This is a genomic window from Pedobacter sp. D749, assembly GCF_019317285.1.
Lineage (GTDB): Bacteria > Bacteroidota > Bacteroidia > Sphingobacteriales > Sphingobacteriaceae > Pedobacter.
This window is the reverse complement of the sequence record NZ_CP079218.1, coordinates 700,217-718,906: the sequence shown is the minus strand read 5'-3', so window position 1 is coordinate 718,906 and position 18,690 is coordinate 700,217. Positions and strand designations below refer to the sequence as shown.

Sequence of the window (18,690 nt, the reverse complement as noted above, 5' to 3'; positions counted from 1 at the left end):
TATTTAGCTCGTCATTCCCGCGCAGGCGGGAATCTTAATGCTTATGAAACATTAACATGCATTAAGATTCCAATCAAGTTGGGAATGACGAAACTTTTCTAAACTACAAAACTTCGCCCAAATGTTTATAATTCGATTTTATCGTATCCAAAACTTCGCTCATTTTTCCGCCGAGCATTAATTTTGTCATGGATTCTGTCATGCCTTTGATTTGCGCCCATTCTATTTTTGCCGGCATGGCCAAAGCATTTGGATTGGTCATCACATTTAACAAAACTGGTCCATCTTCATTCAATGCATGACTGATTGCTGTTTCTACTTCTTCAGGCTTGGCTACGGTTATTCCTTTAAAGCCCATGGCCTGCGCAACCAATGCAAAATCAGGATTAATCATATCTGTTTCATTATCTGGTAAACCATCAACTTCCATTTCCAACTTCACCATTCCCAGTGCCCTGTTGTTAAAAACAATCAATTTTATAGGCAGGTTATATTGTTTAATGGTTGCCAGATCGCCCAAAAGCATCGATAAGCCACCATCGCCACATAGTGCGATTACTTGCTGTTGTGGATGCGCCAATGCCGCTCCGATAGCCATTGGCATGGCATTAGCCATAGAACCATGGTTAAAAGATCCCAGCATTTTACGTTTGCCTGTTCCATCTATAAAACGTGCTCCCCAAACGCAACACATTCCCGTATCTACCGTAAAAATGGCATCATCTGCTGCTAAACGATTTATGGTTTCAGCTACAAATTCGGGTTGGATTTTATTTTCCTCACCCTGATCTTTAACATAAACCTGCTGTGCTTCCTTCACTTTCTGATAAAATTCTAATTGAGATTTTAAGAAACCTTCATCTTTCTTTTCGGTAAGAAGTGGCAATAACGCTTTTATCGAATCGCTAATGCTCCCACATAAACCCATGGTAAGTTTAGCCCTCCTGCCCAAACGCTCGGGTTTTTCATCAATCTGTACAATTTTATTTTTTACAGGCATAAAATTCACGTAAGGAAAATCAGTTCCCAGCAGAAGCACTACATCAGCCTCGTGCATGGCATGATAGCCAGATGGCTGTCCTAAAAGTCCTGTCATTCCCACTTCATAAGGATTATTATATTGGATGCCCATTTTACCTCTGAACGAAAACCCCACAGGCGCTTTTAATTTACCTGCTAATTCTACCACTTCATCATGTGCTTCGGCGGCACCTATGCCACAGTAAAGCATAATTTTCTTTTCACCATTAAGCAGGTCTGATAAATCTTTCAGCTCCTGGTCTGAAGGGCGGATTACTGGCTTATTGTTGAACAATTGCATAGCAGTTACGCTCTCCACCGCATCCAGTTGTGCTACATCCCCAGGCAAACCAAAAACGGCAACACCTTTTTTATGAACGGCATGCTGAACAGCCGTTTGAAACATTCTTGGTACTTGCTCGGCAGTGGTGGCTACCTGGTTATAGTAACTACAATCATCAAATAATTTTATGGTATTTGTTTCCTGAAAAAAGTCCATTCCAAATTCTCCTGTTGGTATGGTAGAGGCTATGGCAATTACCGGAACATGTGATCGGTGTGCATCGTAAAGGCCGTTAATCAAATGCACGTGGCCCGGACCACAGCTACCCGCACAACAGGCAATGCCATCAAGTTCAGCTTCGGCGGCCGCTGCAAAAGCACCAACCTCTTCATTGCGTACGTGGATCCACTTTATTTTGCCATTTCTTCTTACAGCATCGTTAAAATAATTTAAACTGTCTCCGGTAACGGCGTAAACTCTTTTTACGCCAACCTCAACCAGCATTTCAACTAGTTGTTCTGCAACATTTTTACCCATGAAAGTATTTTTTAATGATGGATTTGATATAGCTAATAAATAGCGGAAGATGATATATTGTTTTAAACTAAAACAGAAAAGAACCAATCTGACCTTGCAAAGACTTTATATCATCAATTGTAACATAAGTAAAGCTATAATAGCAGCATGAAGTTTCTTCACTAAAACTTCATAAATGAAGTGCACCTTTGATATAACAAAATACGAAGCGATTTCATTTTTGTTAAATTCTAAAAACTCATAATTAGTTTTTTAGTTTTCCGGTTACCCTTATCTGATACCTCATGTATTGCAAAATACATGAGGTTTTTTTATTAAATTAGCCAATACATCAGTTCGAATTAGTGAAATATTTTGAAGGTTTCTTATAGATATTTTTAATAATAGTCGTCGAAGCTGTATCATAATATAAAATTGTCATCCTGAGGATTAGTTAATTGTTTAAAATCAATATGAGTGACGTACAATTGTCTTTTCTTATCCTACGCGCTGTCTTGCCTCGGCTTGCCGCCGCCGAAGGGCTCTTTCTTTTTGGTGTCAAAAAGAAACAAAAAACACCGGCTGAAAATTTTTCTTTCTAAGCTAGTAGGCTGGCTTAAGCAGTGCAGCCCGAAAAATTTATTAGGCCGGATTTAAGTAGAACGGAGATACCGTACTATGGCCTAGCTGGATGGAAATGCGAAAGTAGTTAAAATCCTGATTAATAATAATTTGTAAAACAACGTCAATGGTAGCAGATTCGAAGGACCTATTTGAGATGTCTCATAAGGCGTTTCGACTGGCTCAACGTGACAAATTAGAAGCGAATTACAATTTATGAGACAGCCACTTCTTTAAAATCACTCTGTACTTTCCTTGAGCATCTGGTACAAATCGGTTGCACCTCCGTCAAACTTGGTTCCGTTTACATAAAATGAAGGTGTTCCGTTTACACCACTGCGGACACCACTGTCAAAATCATCTTCTATTTTTCGTTTAATCTCTTCTGAAGCACTATCTTTCTGAAACTGCTCTAAATCTAAACCAATCGTTTCGGCCAGTTCGTCGAACAGCTCACCGTCCAGGCGATACTGGTTTTCATAAAGTGCATCGTGCATTTCCCAAAACTTACCCTGTAAACCTGCCGCTTCTGCAGCAATAGCAGCCGGAAAAGCAAACTCATGCGCATTTGTCAAAGGAAAATGGCGGAAAACAAATCTGATCTGATGACCAAAAGTTTCTTCAATTTCCTTCATGATGGGATAAGCATCTCCACAGTATGGACATTGGTAGTCACCAAACTCAACAATGGTAATACTTGCCGAATCATCACCTTGAATATGATCCTGACTATTTATTTCGGGTTTTAATACACTCATCGCTTTATTTCTTACTTAGTTCTTCCAATGCATCCAAAATACCATCGGCACCAGGGTTAACGGCTACTGGTGATAAATAACTCCAGGCAATTTTTCCTTCTTTATCAATCACAAACAGTGCCCGTTTACTTTCACCAACTTCATCATCATATACACCATAAGCTTTAGACACAGCACCTTTTGGTTCAAAATCAGCCAGTAGCGGGAAATGTAGTTTTCTGTTTTCTTCGAAAGCAAGGTGGCACCAGACACTGTCTACAGAAACACCAAAAATTTGTGCATCATATTTGCTGAAATATTTTAGCATTTCGTTATAAAGTGCCATTTGGTCGCTGCAAACCGGACTCCAATCTGCAGGATAAAAAGCCAGGATGACATTTTTACCTTTAAAATCTTTAAGTTTTATTTTCTGGTCGGGAGTAGCATTCAACTCGAAATCTGGTGCTATTGCGCCTTTTTCTAACATAATAGGAAGTTTAAAATTTTAAATTACTTAATAAACATCGCTAAAACTGCGTTGTTTGTAACAAAATTTCAACCTAATTTTTGCCGTTTGATCAAATAAGACTGAAGGATTGGGAAAAACCCCTCGTTCATATCGGCATCAATTAAGTCAATTTTATATTGAGCACATTTTAGCGCAATTTGCTTACGATAAGCGGAAATTACAGTTGTATAATTCTCTTTTACCTGATTGGTATGTACTTTAATGGTTTCGCCTGTTTCCATGTCAATAAACTGATATGGTCGGTTTTCAAAATTAAAATCTACCTCTTTTGATTGATCAACCACATTAAAAACCACAACCTCGTGTTTGTTGAATTTTAAATGCTGTAAGGAATCAAAAAACTGATCAGTTTTATCGGCACTGGTCTGTGTATTAAACAGATCGCTAAAAATAATCACCAACGAACGTTTATGGATCAATTCTGCCACCTGGTGTAAAGCTTCGCTTAAATTAGTCTGTGCACTTATCTTCGGTTTGTGAAGCAGTTCTTCTAATTGGGTAAATAAATATTTTTGATGAACCGTAGTCGATTTTGCCGGAGAGTTTAACAATATTTCATCCGTAAATAAACTCAAACCAAATGCATCGCGTTGTTTCTTCAACAGGTACATTAAAGATGCCACAGCCTGTATCGAGAAAATAAGTTTATTATTTTTCGGCTCGGGAAAGTACATTGATGAGGAAACATCAATCACAAACTGACAGCGCAGGTTGGTTTCTTCTTCGAAACGTTTGCTGTAAAGCTTATCAGTTTTAGCGTATAATTTCCAGTCGATACTTTTAACATTATCGCCATTATTATACTGGCGGTGTTCTGCAAACTCAACCGAAAAGCCATGGAAGGGACTTTTATGCAAACCCGTAATAAAACCTTCTACCACTTGCTGGGCCAGCAATTCTAAATTACCATAGCTTGTTTCGTTCTCGTAGTTTACAGCCTGCATATCGTAAAGCTAATAAAAGATTTATTAAAAAAAATGAAAATTAGCCAAGACTTCCGAAGTTTTCAAAGGCAAAACCTACCGATTTAAAATGATAAAAAAAGACCTCGCAGGTTTGTGAAACCTGCGAGGTCTAAATAACCCGATTAAAAGACTATAAGGTTTTTAAAATCTTATAGGTCTTAAAAATTATTTCTTCGCTATCCTATATAAATGTCCGTTATCGGTTACTGAATAAAGCGCTCCGTCTTTACCTTCTACCATATCGCGGAAACGTTCGCCTTTACCTTCGAGCAAGCGCTCTTCACCAACAATTTTATCATCTTTAATTACCAAACGGATAATGTGCGAACCACCCAAACCACCTACAAATAAATTGCCTTTCCACTCGGCTATGATATTACTGTTGTAAAACGCAATACAACCAGGTGAAATACTTGGATTCCAGTAATAAACCGGTTGTTCCATTCCTTCTTTCTGCTGAATACCATCTCCAACTTTTTTACCACTATACTCTGTTCCGTAGGTAATAATTGGCCAGCCATAATTTTTACCCGGCTTAATGATGTTTACCTCATCACCACCTTTTGGTCCAAACTCTGCCTCCCATAAATCGCCTGTCGAGGGATTAATGGCCAAACCATCCGGGTTACGGAGTCCATAGGCATAAATTTCAGGTCGGGCATCGGCTTTACCAGCAAATGGACCATTTGCAACCGCTTTTCCCTCTGGGGTAAGGTGCAAAATTTTACCTAATGAAGAATTTAAATATTGTGCCTGTATCCTGATATCGTTACCAGAACGTTCGCCTGTACTTACAAATAAATTTCCGTTTTTATCAAAAACAATTCTCGATCCGTACTGAAGTTTACCCGTATAAGCAGGCGTAGCACGGTAAATAATGGTCTGGTTTTCTATCGAAGTTTCGTTTGCAGCCAGTTTACCTTTGGCAATGGCCAATAAAACGCCTTTATCCTGTGGCTCTGAATAAGCCCAATAAATCATTCTATTTTTTGCAAAGTTTGGATCTAAAGTTACATCCAATAAACCACCTTGACCAGATGGATCTACTTTTGGTAAACCTGTGATTTTTTTACTTAATTTTCCTTCCGGAGTAAGGATTACCATCGTGCCCTGTTTTTGGGTGATCAGGAAACCACCATTGGGAAGCACCGAAATTGCCCATGGATTTTCCAATTTTTCATTGATGACCGTAATATCCAGAGGCGTTTTGGTTTTTATGCCTGCAATTCTGGTTTGTCCGGCAAATGCAGGCTTGTAATCAGCCGAGGGTTCATTGGTTTCAACAGGGTTTTGTGCTGATACACAGGCAATATTTGCACAGTTTAAGGCCAGGCCTCCTAATAAAATCGCTAAAGTTTTATTTTTAACTAAGTGAGTAAACATGATTGTCAGTTTTTTGATTAAAGAAACAAAATTATGTTTGCAATAAAAAACCCAAATCCATCAAATGAACTTCGGTTTTAAATATGTTACAAGCCTTTAGGCATTGGTCTTCTTTTAAACTTAAACTAAGCCGATTTCTTGTTTAATTTTCTGATAATATGGATTTTAGCACAGTAACACTTGTCTAACTACAACCCGACGATCTTTAAAGTGTAAGCTCAATTTTATGGATATCACATATTTTTATCCATAAAAAACAACTCCTTATTTGTAATTAATCTAAATAGATCTACCTTTGCAAAAAAAAGCTACACGGCTGGTCCCCGTGTAGCTGACCAGGAAAACCCAGTACACCTTTAACGTCAATTAAAAGTAATGCAATTTAAAAAAATTTTACTGTTTGGTGCAATGTGCACTTTTGCGTTCGTTGCCAACGCTTTACCAGATTCAACAGGATCTGAGGCTACGCTACATTTAAAAAAAGGCACTCATTCTTCTATTTTAAAGGAAGATCAGAAATATGGCGCTGTTCGCGGCAGAATTACCACATCAGATGGAAGTGTGGCTTCCCAGGTTTCAATCGGATTGAAGGGTACAAAATTTGGAACATTAACCAATGAGGACGGCGAATACCATATTAGAAGAGTTCCTGCAGGCACTTATACCCTCGTTGTTTCTGCAGTTGGATTATATCCCAAAGAAAAACAGATTACAGTAACAGATGGGGCTGTTGTAGTAGCTGATTTTTCTTTAAATGAAAATCGCTTAGAATTGGAGACCGTACAAATAAACACCAATACAAAAAAATATAAAGTAGATAAGGTGTCTTCTTCACTTAGGCTACAGTCTCCCCTAATCGAGGTTCCACAAAATATCCGGGTGGTTACAGATAAACTTCTTGCAGATCAACAAGTATTTGATATAGTAGATGGTGTTACACGAAATGTTAGTGGTACTGTACGTACTGGCCATTGGGATGCTCAATATGCAAACATTTCTACCCGTGGCACTACGATTCCAGCATTCAGAAATGGGATGAACATGAAAATGCCATGGGGCCCGCTTGCTGATGACGCAGCAACCATCGATCGGATTGAATTTATTAAAGGGCCATCTGGCTTTATGATGGCCAATGGCGAGCCAGGCGGAATTTATAATGTGGTAACCAAAAAACCTACGGGGCAAAACAAAAGTTCAGTGAGCTTAAGTGGTGGAGGTTTCAACCTGGCCCGTGTGGCGGTTGATCTGGACGGCAAACTTTCTAAAGATGGAAGACTATTATATAGGTTAAATGTTGCCGCACAAACAAAAGGAAGTTATAACAAATATAACTATACCGATAAATATATTATTGCTCCGGTTATCAGTTACCAAATAGATAGCAATACCATAATTACGGCTGAGTACACCACACAACATGTTGAAGCACAAGCCCTCTCAACCTATGGCTTTTCGCCAAAAGGATTGGGAGATACCGATCCCAGCTTTTTTATTGGAGATCCGGCACTTGACCCAAATAAACTGTCTGACCATAATATAACCTTATATTTTAACCATAAGTTAAATCAAACCTGGAAACTTAATGCTCAGGTAGCTTATGTTAGTTATGGTTTAAAAGGTGGCACACCATGGCCATCTACAATTGCACCAAATGGTGACATGAAAAGATACCTGAACATCAGTGAAGAATTGGCAATTAATAAAAATGCACAGGTAAGCATTATGGGAGATGTAACCACAGGATCCGTTATACACCGCGTAATGACAGGCGTTGATTTTGGAAATTTAAAAACCTGGGGTGATTTTGCAAGTGTACAAGAACCTGACTTGAAATTAGCAGGAACCACAGTTTTTAATATTTATAACCCAACTTATGGCATTCCAACTGCTAATATTCCAGTATTCGATCGTTCAAAAAGTATTCAGGTCCGTTCGGGTTTACCAGCAAACCTTCCATATTTAACCAATTTAACCTACACAGGAATTTACTTACAGGACGAAATTAGAATGCTCGATGAGAAATTGCGTTTAACCCTGGCTGGCCGCTTTACACATGCCGTTACCGTGGGAAAAACAGCATTAACCCAAATCTCCGACAATGCATTTAGTCCACGATTAGGTTTAAGCTACTCCATCTTAAAGGACTTCTCTGCATATACGCTTTATGACCAGAGTTTTTTACCTCAGGGTGGTCAGGATTTTGAAGGAAACACCTTTAAACCTGTTAGAGGAAATAACATTGAACTTGGGCTGAAAAAAGACTGGTTAGATGGCAAATGGAATGCAACTGCTGCAATTTATCAGATTACAAAGAAAAATGTGCTTGCAGCAGATCCGAGAAGGGGATTGGCACTTCCATCAGGAACAGGGAATTACCCTACTAACATTAGCGTACAGCTAGGTGAGCAGCGTTTCAGAGGTTTTGAGTTAGATATTGCCGGAGAGATAGTTAACGGCTTAAACCTAATTCTTAACTATGCTTATACAAAGACAAAAGTAACAGAAGATACTAATCCTTTATACATCGACCGCCCTGTTGCCGGTTCTGTTAAACATATTACAAATGGCTGGTTATCTTATCGTTTTAAAAAACAAGGCTCCATTTTAAATGGCTTTGGTTTAAATGGTGGTTACCAAATTCAAATCGGAAGAAATGCAGGCAGTATCGCAGTTCCTTTTCAGTTGCCAGAATACTACCGTTTTGATGCCGGAGCAAGTTATGAGAAAGGCAAATTTAACATCTCCTTATTAATCAACAATTTGCTAGATCGCAGATTGTTAACACAAGGTTCGTACACAGCTGTTGCGGCCCCTACTGCAACAGCTGTTTCCTACTATACCTACATCTACGAAGTTCCAAGAAACGCTAGATTAAGTGTGACTTATAAGTTTAAATAAGCTAAAAAATGAATACGACCAAACAAGCAGCAACTAAGAAAAAGTCAAAGGATACGTTATTTAAAAGAATTAATAACTGGCTTCATTTATGGTTAGGTTTAGCCTCTGGCGTAATCGTTTTGATTGTATGTATAACTGGCTGTATTTGGGTATTTAATGAAGAAATTACTGGTTTGCTCGAGCCAAAAACACAAGTTAAATGGCAAAACAAACCAGTACTTTCACCTGGCCAGCTCACTGCAATTGCTGCAAAAGCTAGCCCCAAATTGGTTCCATCCTATGCCAACTACCAACAGGGAACAGCAATTACGTTAAGTTTACGCAAGGCCGGCACCACCGACCGTCGCAGCGGAAACACCGTTTTAAAAATCAATCCTTATACCGGCGAGGTGATTAGCAAAACCGTACATCAAAAGGGAGAAACTGATTTTTTCAGATTCATATTAAACGGCCATCGTTTCCTGTGGATGTCTCCAAAAATCGGCAGGCCAATTGTTAACTATGGCACATTGATTTTTGTGGTATTACTCATTACCGGATTAATTTGGTGGTACCCTAAAAAATGGAATAAATCAACCCGCGACAAAAGTTTTAAAATTAAATGGGGAGCTTCCTTCAAAAGGCTAAATTTAGATTTACACAATGTACTGGGCTTCTACGCTTTGTTGTTTCTTGCTGCAATTGCGCTTACGGGTATGGTTTACGGCATTAAATGGTATAGCGAAGGCCTTTATTGGGTATCTTCCGGAGGAGAAAAATTATCGGAATTCAAAAAAATAGAATCAGATTCCTTACAAAAAGGAAAACATTATACGCCTTCGAAAGCTATTGATGCCGCATGGGCTATTGTGATTAAGGAAAATCCTAAATCTATGGGATTTTATTACAGCTTTCCCGATACTTCAAATGCGAAAGCAGTAATCGATATTTCAGTTTACCCGAGTAAGGGTCAGTTTTATAATAGAGCAAGTTATAGTTTTGATCAGCATTCGCTTCAACAAATTAAACGTTTAGATCCTTATTCTGTTCCTTATGAAAAGGCATCAGCCAGTGAAAAACTACGTAAAATGAACTATGATATCCATGTAGGCAGTATTTTAGGTTTTCCAGGTAAAGTATTGGCGTTCTTAGTTACGCTTATTGGTGCGAGCCTTCCAATAACCGGATTTTTAGTGTGGTATGGACGCAAATTCAAAAAGAAGAAAACTGTAAAAAAAGAAAAACAACCTGAATCACTTACTTCCGATCTGGCAAAAAAAATCCAGCATCGGGAAAAAGAACTGGTGTGATCAGGTAGCAGCACGATAGATATTCAGTGATTGTAACTATCTCAGTCAGCTATTAAATAAAAAACCTCGGAACCAATATGATTGATTCCGAGGTTTTTTAATATATTAAGTATTGGTTTTGAATTTACCTCACTTAAGCGATCTGTTTATTTAATTTCTCAGCCAATACTGATTTTGGAACAGCACCAACTTGTTTATCTACAACCTGACCATCTTTAAAGTATAATAAAGCCGGGATGTTACGGATACCAAACTGCATTGAAATTTGAGGATTGTTATCAACGTTTACTTTTCCAACTACCGCTCTACCATCATATTCTTTTGCGATTTCTTCTACTACCGGACCAACCATGCGACAAGGGCCACACCATTCTGCCCAAAAATCTACTAATACGGGTTTATCTGATTTTAATACAAGCTCCTCGAAGTTTGCATCTGTGATTTCTAATGCCATAATTATTTTTTTTATGTTCAAATATATGTATTCAATTGTAATGCCATAACATCTGTAATGTCAATTTGACATTATTTTGGTAAAAGCGGTGAGCGCCAAGCGGACAGCGCTAGGCGTTCGATAAACCCAAAACGCCAAGCGCCAAACACCAAACGCTAGTTCAGCTTGTAATTTACAACATTCATTCCCATCAATTGTTCTAAGAACTTGTTGTTGGGGTTTATTTTTAAATTTTTCGAAGGTAAATCGAGCATAATCTGCTTTTCGCTATCAAAAACAGCGAAGTTAAGTTGGCAGTTCTGTTGTTCGGAGTTTGCCTTATTGTCTGCTAATATCGCCTCAATTTCCCGCATTAACTGATCGTTAACCCGCTCAATAGGTACCTGGATCGTTAAACTCTTCGCTAATTTATCCCGCAATTCGGACATCAGGTTGATTGCAGTAATTTTAAACTCCCAATCGCCTGCTTTTCCAAAACGTTCGCCTACTCTTCCCCTGATTTGCAGGAAATACCCTTCGGTTAAAAACGATTTAAATTTTAGAAAATCTTCACCAAACAAGGCCATTTCGCTGGCGTCTTCATAGTCTTCGAAAACAAAAGTTCCGAAAGGCTTACCGGTTTTGGTAATGCGTTGCGATGCCACTACCACTAAGCCACCTACGCAAAGCTCACGGTTTTTAAGTTTTTCGAATTCGGCCAGAACCTCTTCATTGTTATCGCCCATGCGTACCTTGTTAATGATACTAAGCTGCCTAACGCCATGGGTGCAGAATTTATCGAGTTCGAGTTTATAGTTATCCAACGGGTGACCGGAAAGGAAAATCCCGATCGCATCTTTTTCATATTTCAACCTGTCCATTAAAGCCCACTCCGGAGAAACAGGCAAACTTGGCTCTAAAATCAGATCAGCTTTTGATCCACCGAAAAGCGAAGCCTGCGAAGTGCTTTCATTGTTCTGAAAATCGTTGGCATATTTAATAATCTTTTCAATGCCATTCATTTTATCATTAGGGCCGATATAAAAATACTGCGCCCGGTGTCCGCCAAATGCATCGAAGGCCCCACTGTATACAAAACTCTCGTAAGCCTTTTTATTTACAATCCGGGTATTAGAGCGCTTAGCAAAATCGTACACAGTATTGTAAGGCCCATTTGCCAGTCTTTCTTCAATAATACTTTCTACCGCTTTTTCACCTACACCTTTTACTGCCGACATTCCAAAACGAACTTCGCCTTTGGCATTAACCGAAAATTTAAGATCAGATTCATTAACATCCGGACCTAATACGGTAACACTCATCTGGCGACATTCTTCCATAAAGAAAGCCACCTGTTTAATATCACTCATGTTATTGGAAAGTACCGCAGCCATATATTCAGCAGGATAATGTGCTTTTAAGTAGGCCGTTTGATAGGCAATCCATGCATAACAGGTAGAGTGCGATTTGTTGAAAGCGTAGGATGCAAATGCTTCCCAATCTTTCCATATTTTTTCTAAAGTTGTGGCATCATGACCTTTTTCGGCCGCTTGTTTCACAAATTTTGGTTTCATTTTATCCAGAACGTCTTTCTGTTTCTTACCCATCGCCTTACGCAGTACGTCGGCCTCACCTTTTGTAAATCCGGCCAGTTTCTGCGATAAAAGCATTACCTGTTCCTGGTAAACCGTAATCCCGTAGGTTTCTTTCAAATACTCTTCGCAGGCATCCAAATCGTACTTAATTTCCTCTTCACCATTTTTACGGCGAACGAAACTTGGAATATACTCCATCGGTCCCGGGCGATATAGTGCGTTCATCGCAATTAAATCGTCGAAAACCGTTGGCTTAAGCTCTTTCATGTACTTCTGCATACCCGGACTCTCGTACTGGAAGATACCGATGGTTTCGCCACGCTGGAAAAGCTCGTAAGTCATTACATCATCAATCGGGAAATCATCCGGATTAAGGTCGATGCCATGTCGTTTCTTTACCAGTTTTACAGTATCCTTAATCAGGGTTAAGGTTTTTAACCCCAGGAAGTCCATTTTTAGTAAACCTGCGCTTTCTACAACGGAGTTATCAAATTGGGTAACATATAGATCAGAATCTTTGGCTACGGATACGGGAACGAAATTGGTAATATCGCTCGGTGTAATAATTACTCCGCAGGCATGGATACCCGTATTTCTTAACGATCCTTCTAAAATTTGTGCCTGTTGTATGGTTTCGGCACTTAAATCTTTTAAACTGCCTAAGTTTTTTAATTCTACTACACGTTCATATTCATCCGGGCGCAAAGCATCTTTTAAGCTCTTTTCATCAAGGGTAAAGATTTTGGCCAGCTTCATATTCGGAATTAGCTTGGCAATTTTATCGGCCTCGAAAAGTGGCAGATCCAATACACGGGCAGTATCCCGGATAGAAGATTTTGCTGCCATGGTTCCGTAGGTAATAATCTGCGCTACCTGGCTGGAACCGTATTTATTGATTACGTATTCCATTACGCGGCCCCGGCCCTCGTCATCAAAATCGATATCGATATCGGGCATGGATACACGATCGGGATTTAAGAAACGCTCAAAAAGGAGATCATACTTAATCGGATCGATATTGGTAATCCACAGGCAGTAGGCAACCACCGAACCGGCAGCAGAACCACGCCCAGGACCTACAGAAACGTCTCTCCGGCGGGCTTCAGCAATAAAATCCTGTACGATCAGGAAATAACCCGGATAACCTGTTTTTTCAATGGTTTGTAATTCAAAATCTAAACGTTCGGTTACTTCGGGGGTTAACGTACCATAACGTTTTTTGGCACCCTCGTAAGTGAGATGGCGTAAAAATTTATTCTCCCCGCGCTTTCCACCATCGGCTTCATCCTCGGCAACCAAAAATTCTTCAGGAATATCGAATTTCGGTAAGAGTACCTCGCGGGCAAGTTTGTAAATTTCAATTTTATCAAGAATTTCCTGAATATTCAGGATCGCCTCGGGCAGGTCGGCAAAAAGCGCCTTCATTTCATCGCCCGATTTGAAATAGTATTCCTGGTTTGGCAATCCATAACGGTAACCGCGACCTCGACCAATCGGCGTAGCCTGTTTTTCACCGTCTTTTACACAAAGTAAAATATCGTGGGCGTTGGCATCCTTTTTATTAATGTAATAGGTATTATTGGTGGCTACAAGTTTAACCGCATGTTTATTGGCCAGGGCAATTAAAGTTTCGTTTACACGATCTTCATCTTCCTGGTTGTGGCGCATTACCTCTACGTAAAAATCATCACCAAATTGAGCTTTCCACCAAAGTAAAGCCTCTTCTGCCTGATTTTCGCCGAGGTTTAATATTTTATTCGAAATCTCTCCCGAAAGGTTTCCCGAAAGCACAATAATATCTTCTTTGTACTGTTCAATTACCTGCCTATCGATACGCGGAACGTAATAAAAACCTTTGGTATAGGCAATAGACGACATTTTAGCTAAATTATGATAGCCTTTTTTGTTCTTCGCCAACAATACCATCTGGTAACCGTTGTCTTTTGCTGTGCGGTCTAAATGATTATTACAAACAAAAAATTCTACCCCAACAATAGGCGTCATTACTACTTCAGTTGGGCGCTCGCCCGCTTCAATAGCGGCTGCGTTTTTAGCTTCGGCAGCTTTGTTATGGTTTAAAACATTGTTAACAAAGTGGAAAGCCCCCATCATATTCGCATGATCGGTCATGGCTACCGCAGGCATTTTTTGTGCAGCTGCCGCTTTTACCAGATCGGGGATACTGATGGTACTTTGCAAAACCGAAAACTGGGTGTGGTTATGCAAATGCACAAAAGTGGCCGCCGCAAGTTCTTGTTTATTACCTGCCAGCGTTTGTTTAGAAATTCCGCTGCCTTCCGTTTTTTGCTGGCGTTTGCGGATTTCATCAGATGCAGCTTTTAGGTTGATGTGTTTTAAACCAACACCTTCAATAGTGCCAGGATTTACTTCCCTGAAACGCGGGAAATATTCAACATCAACAAGCAGTTCTTCTTTTTTGAAAACCTCTCTTTTTACCAGCTCCAGGAAACAACGCGTGGTTGCCTCCACATCGGCAGTAGCATTGTGGGCTTCGTTAAAAGGAGCACCAAACAAATAAGCGTGCAGCTCAGTTAAAGTTGGCAGTTTAAATTTACCTCCCCTACCTCCAGGCAATTGTAAAAGCTGCGCGGTAACTTCTGTACAAGTATCTAAAACAGGCATTTCGGCCAGGCGGTTGGCTACACCAAAACGGTGAAATTCGCAACCCATAATGTTCACATCAAAGCCAACATTCTGGCCTACAACAAATTTGGCTTTGTTTAAAACTTCGTTAAACTTGGCCAGCATTTCGTCGAATCCGATACCTTGTTCGGCTGCCAGTTCAGTAGAGATTCCATGGATCCGTTCGGCATCATACGGGATATTAAATCCCTCTGGTTTAACCAGATAATCCTGATGTTCAACCAATCTCCCCATCTCGTCGTGCAATTGCCAGGCAATTTGTATACAACGCGGCCAGTTATCCGTATCGGTAATCGGTGCATTGTAATTGCGGGGCAAACCCGTGGTTTCAGTATCAAAAATTAAGTACATATTGTGCGGCAAAGAATTAACCGTTGTAGAATAATAACGGTTCTTCAAAAATAGGGAATTTGAGGGTTGATGCTGTCATCGTTTTATCAACAAAATGTGGTGGAAAAGAAGAAAACATATTCCGTTATTGCAATGCAAAAGTATGTACACAGAACTTAAAATAGTCCTCGTTTGCAAACGAGGATTAGGCAATAAACCTCGCAGGTTTTGAAAACCTTGAGAGGTCTGGATGTTAAAACAACTGACTTTTGTTTAATAAACCCGATAGCAGCGTAAAACCCGCAGGTGAGGAACGAGCCAAGGCTTTGAAGCGGATAGCGGGACTTTCATAACCTAAAAGCACCGAACCCGTCTTTTCTAAATAATATTGACCACCTAAGTCACCTGAATGCATCTAAGTGGGGGCGTTAATTAATCTTGTATTTAACATTTTTAATGAGGAAGATATGCCAGCGGCTTGTTAAATTAAGTTAAACTTGCTTAACAAGAAAGATATCAATCAAAAAACTATTATTTTAGGAATATACTAAAAGTCAAAATTGCCAACATACGCCATGAAATTCATTTTACTCTCTATCTTCATCTTTGGAACCATCTCAATGGCATCTGCGCAAAAGCAGATTAATATAGAATTAAAAAAGCAACTCGATTCTATTTTACAACTTGATCAAGGTATTAGAGAATTTGGAGACACAGAAACCTCTGAAAAAAGCAAAGACACTATTGCAGCATTATTTAATTCTTCGAAAGAGGTACTTCAAAAAAGTCAATGGATGATAATGAAGGAAATAGATTCCATTCACCTTAAAAAAGTTGAAGCCATTGTTGCAAAATATGGTTATCCCGGAAAAACACTTGTTGGCGAGCCAGCAAATACCACAGTGTTTTATGTAATACAGCATAATCCTGGCAATATTCCAAAATATTACCCGCTGATTGAAAAAGCGGGCAAAAGTGGGGAATTACCTTTTAAATATGCCGCCATGATGCTGGATAGAAAACTAAGCAATGAAGGGAAGGAACAGATTTATGGCACACAAGTTTATTCTCTGCAGATTGTTAACTCCAAAACAGGTAAAAAGGAGTTTTTCCAATATGTTATCCCTATCAAAGATGCTAAAAATGTAAACCAAAGACGTAAGAAGGCAGGTTTCGATACAACAGTTGAAGAGAACACCAGGCGATTTGGTTTTGTTTATAAAGTATATACGCTGGACGAGATCAAGAAAATTACAAAACCATCCAATTAAAGATAGGGCTTTTCAAAGCATTAGTACCGAACTCATCATCATTTTGACCTTTTTTTATCCTCTTATTTTTTGGAAATGAGTGGTTCGGTTTTTCATGGCGGTTTCCAGCCCCGCTTTTCGTTTTATTCCGATGAAGGATCGGAATGTTCACTGCAATCGGGTTTATTTACAACAGATAGTAGCACAGTCGGCGCCACCTAAACCCGACCGTAGCGGGATGCCGATTTTTTCAATCGGCAGAAGCGGTGGCGGGACTGAATTAACCTAGATGCTGCTGCAATTGCTTTCCATACCGAATTGTTAAATCTTTAGAAATTAAAATGATTATTAGATTCTTCGCTGTGCTGCCATTGACAGCCCCAATAGAAAAATCGTCATCTCGACTGTAGCGCAGCGAAATGGAGAGATCTATTTAGTTAGATTTCTCGACTGCGTTGCACTCCGCTCGAAATGACGGTAACCAGAGAGATTTTTACGCGTAGATTAATACTGTCATTTCTATTGATTTTTATCCAATAAATTATCCCTCAGAATGACAAACATTTTATTAATGCGAAACTGAAACCTCCAACTGAAAACTGTTTAAAAGTGCTCCTGGCTCACCAACTCACTCACCTCGTATCCTTTCTGCCTGCATCGTTCTATAATATGCACCAACAAATCGGCTTCCATTTTAGGTTCACGGGCCATGATAAAGAGGTATTTTTCATCGGGATGCCCAACCACTACATAACTATAATCATCAGCCAGTTCTATAATCCAATAACCAATCTTAAAAGGCCATAAAAACTGGGCTTTCATGTCACCATTAGCTTTTTCCTCGTCAAAAAATAGCTTTGAAGTAATCGATTTTTCTTCTGGTTTTCCATCTTTATGGTAAGTGGTGTACACATCAAAATGATCATCGTCCGCCAACGTATAAGTTTCGGTGGTTTGCTTCCAATGTTTATCCATTAAGGTGGGGATAGAATATAAAGAATACCATTTACCCTCAAAGGCTTTGTAATCGATATTAGAAATGGGTTTGTTTTCCATAATTTGTTAGAACAAAAAATCGCTGTTTTGTATTTACTAAGTAAACCGCGATTAAATTATAAAGTTTTGAAAAGCGTTTTTAAACCTTATATTTATTTCTACCTTCGATAGAGATTAACGATAGCAAACCACTAAAAATATAAATATATGAAAGTAACGGTTGTTGGCGCAGGCGCAGTTGGTGCCACTTGTGCAGATAATATTGCCCGCAAAGAATTAGCGAACGAACTTATTTTATTGGATATTAAAGAAGGTTTTGCCGAAGGTAAAGCAATCGACATGATGCAAACTGCTACCCTTTTGGGCTTCGACACGAAAATTACAGGGGTAACTGCCGATTACAGCAAAACCGCTGGTTCTGATGTGGTAGTTATTACTTCGGGTTTGCCACGTAAACCAGGAATGACCCGCGAAGAGCTGATCGGCATTAATGCGGGTATTGTTAAAGGCGTTGCCGAAAATATTTTAAAATTCTCTCCAGAGGCGATCTTTATCGTGATCAGTAATCCGATGGATACCATGACTTATCTCGCCTTAAAATCGTTAGGTTTACCTAAACATCGTATTATTGGTATGGGCGGAACTTTAGATAGTTCACGTTTCAAGTTCTATTTATCCCAGGCTTTAAGTTGCAACCCGAACGATTTACAGGGTTTTGTAATTGGCGGTCACGGCGATACCACCATGATCCCGCTAACCCGTTTAGCCACTTACCAAAGTTTACCGGTAAGCAATTTGTTGGATAAAGCTACGCTCGATAAAGTTGCTGCTGATACTATGGTTGGCGGTGCTACTTTAACGGGTTTAATCGGAACTTCGGCATGGTATGCACCTGGTGCTGCAGGTGCCGCATTGGTTGAAGCCATTTTACGTGATGAGAAAAAATTGTTCACCTGTTGCGTTTCGCTTGAAGGAGAATACGGACAACAAGATATCTGCTTAGGTGTGCCGGTAATTATTGGCCGTAGCGGCTGGGAAAAAATTATTGATTTTAAACTAACAGAAGATGAGCAGGCCTCATTTAATAAAAGTGCCGATGCAGTAAGAAATATGAATAGTGTACTGGCTGAAATGAAACTGGTTTAACATTATAGAATCGTCATTTCGAGCGTAGTGCAACG

General features: G+C 39.5%; 12 protein-coding genes. 4 read left to right on the top strand and 8 right to left on the bottom strand.

Annotated elements, in window-relative coordinates; translation table 11 throughout:
• Positions 1-103: 103 nt before the first annotated feature.
• The 5 genes from KYH19_RS02930 to KYH19_RS02910 form a co-directional block, all read right to left on the bottom strand.
• The gene (locus tag KYH19_RS02930) at positions 104-1,840 is read right to left on the bottom strand and encodes a thiamine pyrophosphate-dependent enzyme (protein WP_219077487.1); all 1,737 of its coding nucleotides are present in this window, start codon (positions 1,838-1,840) and stop codon (positions 104-106) included.
• Positions 1,841-2,679: 839 nt separating this feature from the next.
• Entirely contained in the window at positions 2,680-3,198 is a 519-nt protein-coding gene (locus KYH19_RS02925) for a thioredoxin domain-containing protein (RefSeq protein ID WP_219077486.1), read from the bottom strand.
• Positions 3,199-3,202: 4 nt separating this feature from the next.
• Positions 3,203-3,664: a redoxin domain-containing protein gene (locus KYH19_RS02920; RefSeq protein ID WP_132394933.1), complete on the bottom strand. Its 462-nt coding sequence runs from the start codon at positions 3,662-3,664 to the stop codon at positions 3,203-3,205.
• A 68-nt stretch (positions 3,665-3,732) separates the two neighbouring features.
• Positions 3,733-4,650 carry a DUF58 domain-containing protein gene (locus KYH19_RS02915; RefSeq protein ID WP_219077485.1) on the bottom strand — a complete coding sequence of 306 codons (918 nt, stop codon included), beginning with the start codon at positions 4,648-4,650 and terminating at the stop codon, positions 3,733-3,735.
• A 186-nt stretch (positions 4,651-4,836) separates the two neighbouring features.
• Positions 4,837-6,054, bottom strand: coding sequence for a PQQ-dependent sugar dehydrogenase (locus KYH19_RS02910; RefSeq protein ID WP_219077484.1), 1,218 nt, complete (start codon positions 6,052-6,054; stop codon positions 4,837-4,839).
• 375 nt (positions 6,055-6,429) lie between these two features.
• On the opposite strand from KYH19_RS02910, the gene KYH19_RS02905 reads away from it, so the two are divergent.
• On the top strand, positions 6,430-8,952 hold the full coding sequence (locus tag KYH19_RS02905) for a TonB-dependent receptor (RefSeq protein ID WP_219077483.1): 2,523 nt from the start codon (positions 6,430-6,432) through the stop codon (positions 8,950-8,952).
• Positions 8,953-8,960: 8 nt separating this feature from the next.
• A complete protein-coding gene (locus KYH19_RS02900) occupies positions 8,961-10,241 on the top strand; it encodes a PepSY domain-containing protein (protein ID WP_219077482.1) in 1,281 nt (426 codons plus the stop codon).
• A 133-nt stretch (positions 10,242-10,374) separates the two neighbouring features.
• Here the strand turns inward: KYH19_RS02900 and trxA are convergent, their stop codons facing one another.
• Positions 10,375-10,695 (bottom strand): thioredoxin, encoded by a 321-nt coding sequence (gene trxA / locus KYH19_RS02895; RefSeq protein WP_132394938.1) that lies wholly within the window; start codon positions 10,693-10,695, stop codon positions 10,375-10,377.
• A gap of 155 nt (positions 10,696-10,850) precedes the next feature.
• Positions 10,851-15,284, bottom strand: coding sequence for a DNA polymerase III subunit alpha (gene dnaE, locus KYH19_RS02890; protein ID WP_219078861.1), 4,434 nt, complete (start codon positions 15,282-15,284; stop codon positions 10,851-10,853).
• Between the two features lie 554 nt (positions 15,285-15,838).
• On the opposite strand from dnaE, the gene KYH19_RS02885 reads away from it, so the two are divergent.
• A complete protein-coding gene (locus KYH19_RS02885) occupies positions 15,839-16,534 on the top strand; it encodes a DUF6624 domain-containing protein (protein ID WP_219077481.1) in 696 nt (231 codons plus the stop codon).
• 582 nt (positions 16,535-17,116) lie between these two features.
• Here KYH19_RS02885 and KYH19_RS02880 read toward each other — a convergent pair.
• The gene (locus KYH19_RS02880; protein ID WP_132394940.1) at positions 17,117-17,569 is read right to left on the bottom strand and encodes a lipocalin family protein; all 453 of its coding nucleotides are present in this window, start codon (positions 17,567-17,569) and stop codon (positions 17,117-17,119) included.
• 147 nt (positions 17,570-17,716) lie between these two features.
• Here KYH19_RS02880 and KYH19_RS02875 point away from each other — a divergent pair, with 147 nt between their 5' ends.
• Positions 17,717-18,655 carry a malate dehydrogenase gene (locus KYH19_RS02875; RefSeq protein WP_132394941.1) on the top strand — a complete coding sequence of 313 codons (939 nt, stop codon included), beginning with the start codon at positions 17,717-17,719 and terminating at the stop codon, positions 18,653-18,655.
• The last annotated feature ends 35 nt before the right edge of the window (positions 18,656-18,690 follow it).

What these genes read in the sequence shown, in the direction of transcription:
- trxA (WP_132394938.1), bottom strand. Translation starts at nt 10,695, where the DNA reads ATGGCATTAGAAATCACAGATGCAAACTTCGAGGAGCTTGTATTAAAA.
- KYH19_RS02900 (WP_219077482.1), top strand. Translation starts at nt 8,961, where the DNA reads ATGAATACGACCAAACAAGCAGCAACTAAGAAAAAGTCAAAGGATACG.
- KYH19_RS02925 (WP_219077486.1), bottom strand. Translation starts at nt 3,198, where the DNA reads ATGAGTGTATTAAAACCCGAAATAAATAGTCAGGATCATATTCAAGGT.
- KYH19_RS02905 (WP_219077483.1), top strand. Translation starts at nt 6,430, where the DNA reads ATGCAATTTAAAAAAATTTTACTGTTTGGTGCAATGTGCACTTTTGCG.
- KYH19_RS02930 (WP_219077487.1), bottom strand. Translation starts at nt 1,840, where the DNA reads ATGGGTAAAAATGTTGCAGAACAACTAGTTGAAATGCTGGTTGAGGTT.
- KYH19_RS02920 (WP_132394933.1), bottom strand. Translation starts at nt 3,664, where the DNA reads ATGTTAGAAAAAGGCGCAATAGCACCAGATTTCGAGTTGAATGCTACT.
- KYH19_RS02885 (WP_219077481.1), top strand. Translation starts at nt 15,839, where the DNA reads ATGAAATTCATTTTACTCTCTATCTTCATCTTTGGAACCATCTCAATG.
- dnaE (WP_219078861.1), bottom strand. Translation starts at nt 15,284, where the DNA reads ATGTACTTAATTTTTGATACTGAAACCACGGGTTTGCCCCGCAATTAC.
- KYH19_RS02910 (WP_219077484.1), bottom strand. Translation starts at nt 6,054, where the DNA reads ATGTTTACTCACTTAGTTAAAAATAAAACTTTAGCGATTTTATTAGGA.
- KYH19_RS02875 (WP_132394941.1), top strand. Translation starts at nt 17,717, where the DNA reads ATGAAAGTAACGGTTGTTGGCGCAGGCGCAGTTGGTGCCACTTGTGCA.
- KYH19_RS02915 (WP_219077485.1), bottom strand. Translation starts at nt 4,650, where the DNA reads ATGCAGGCTGTAAACTACGAGAACGAAACAAGCTATGGTAATTTAGAA.
- KYH19_RS02880 (WP_132394940.1), bottom strand. Translation starts at nt 17,569, where the DNA reads ATGGAAAACAAACCCATTTCTAATATCGATTACAAAGCCTTTGAGGGT.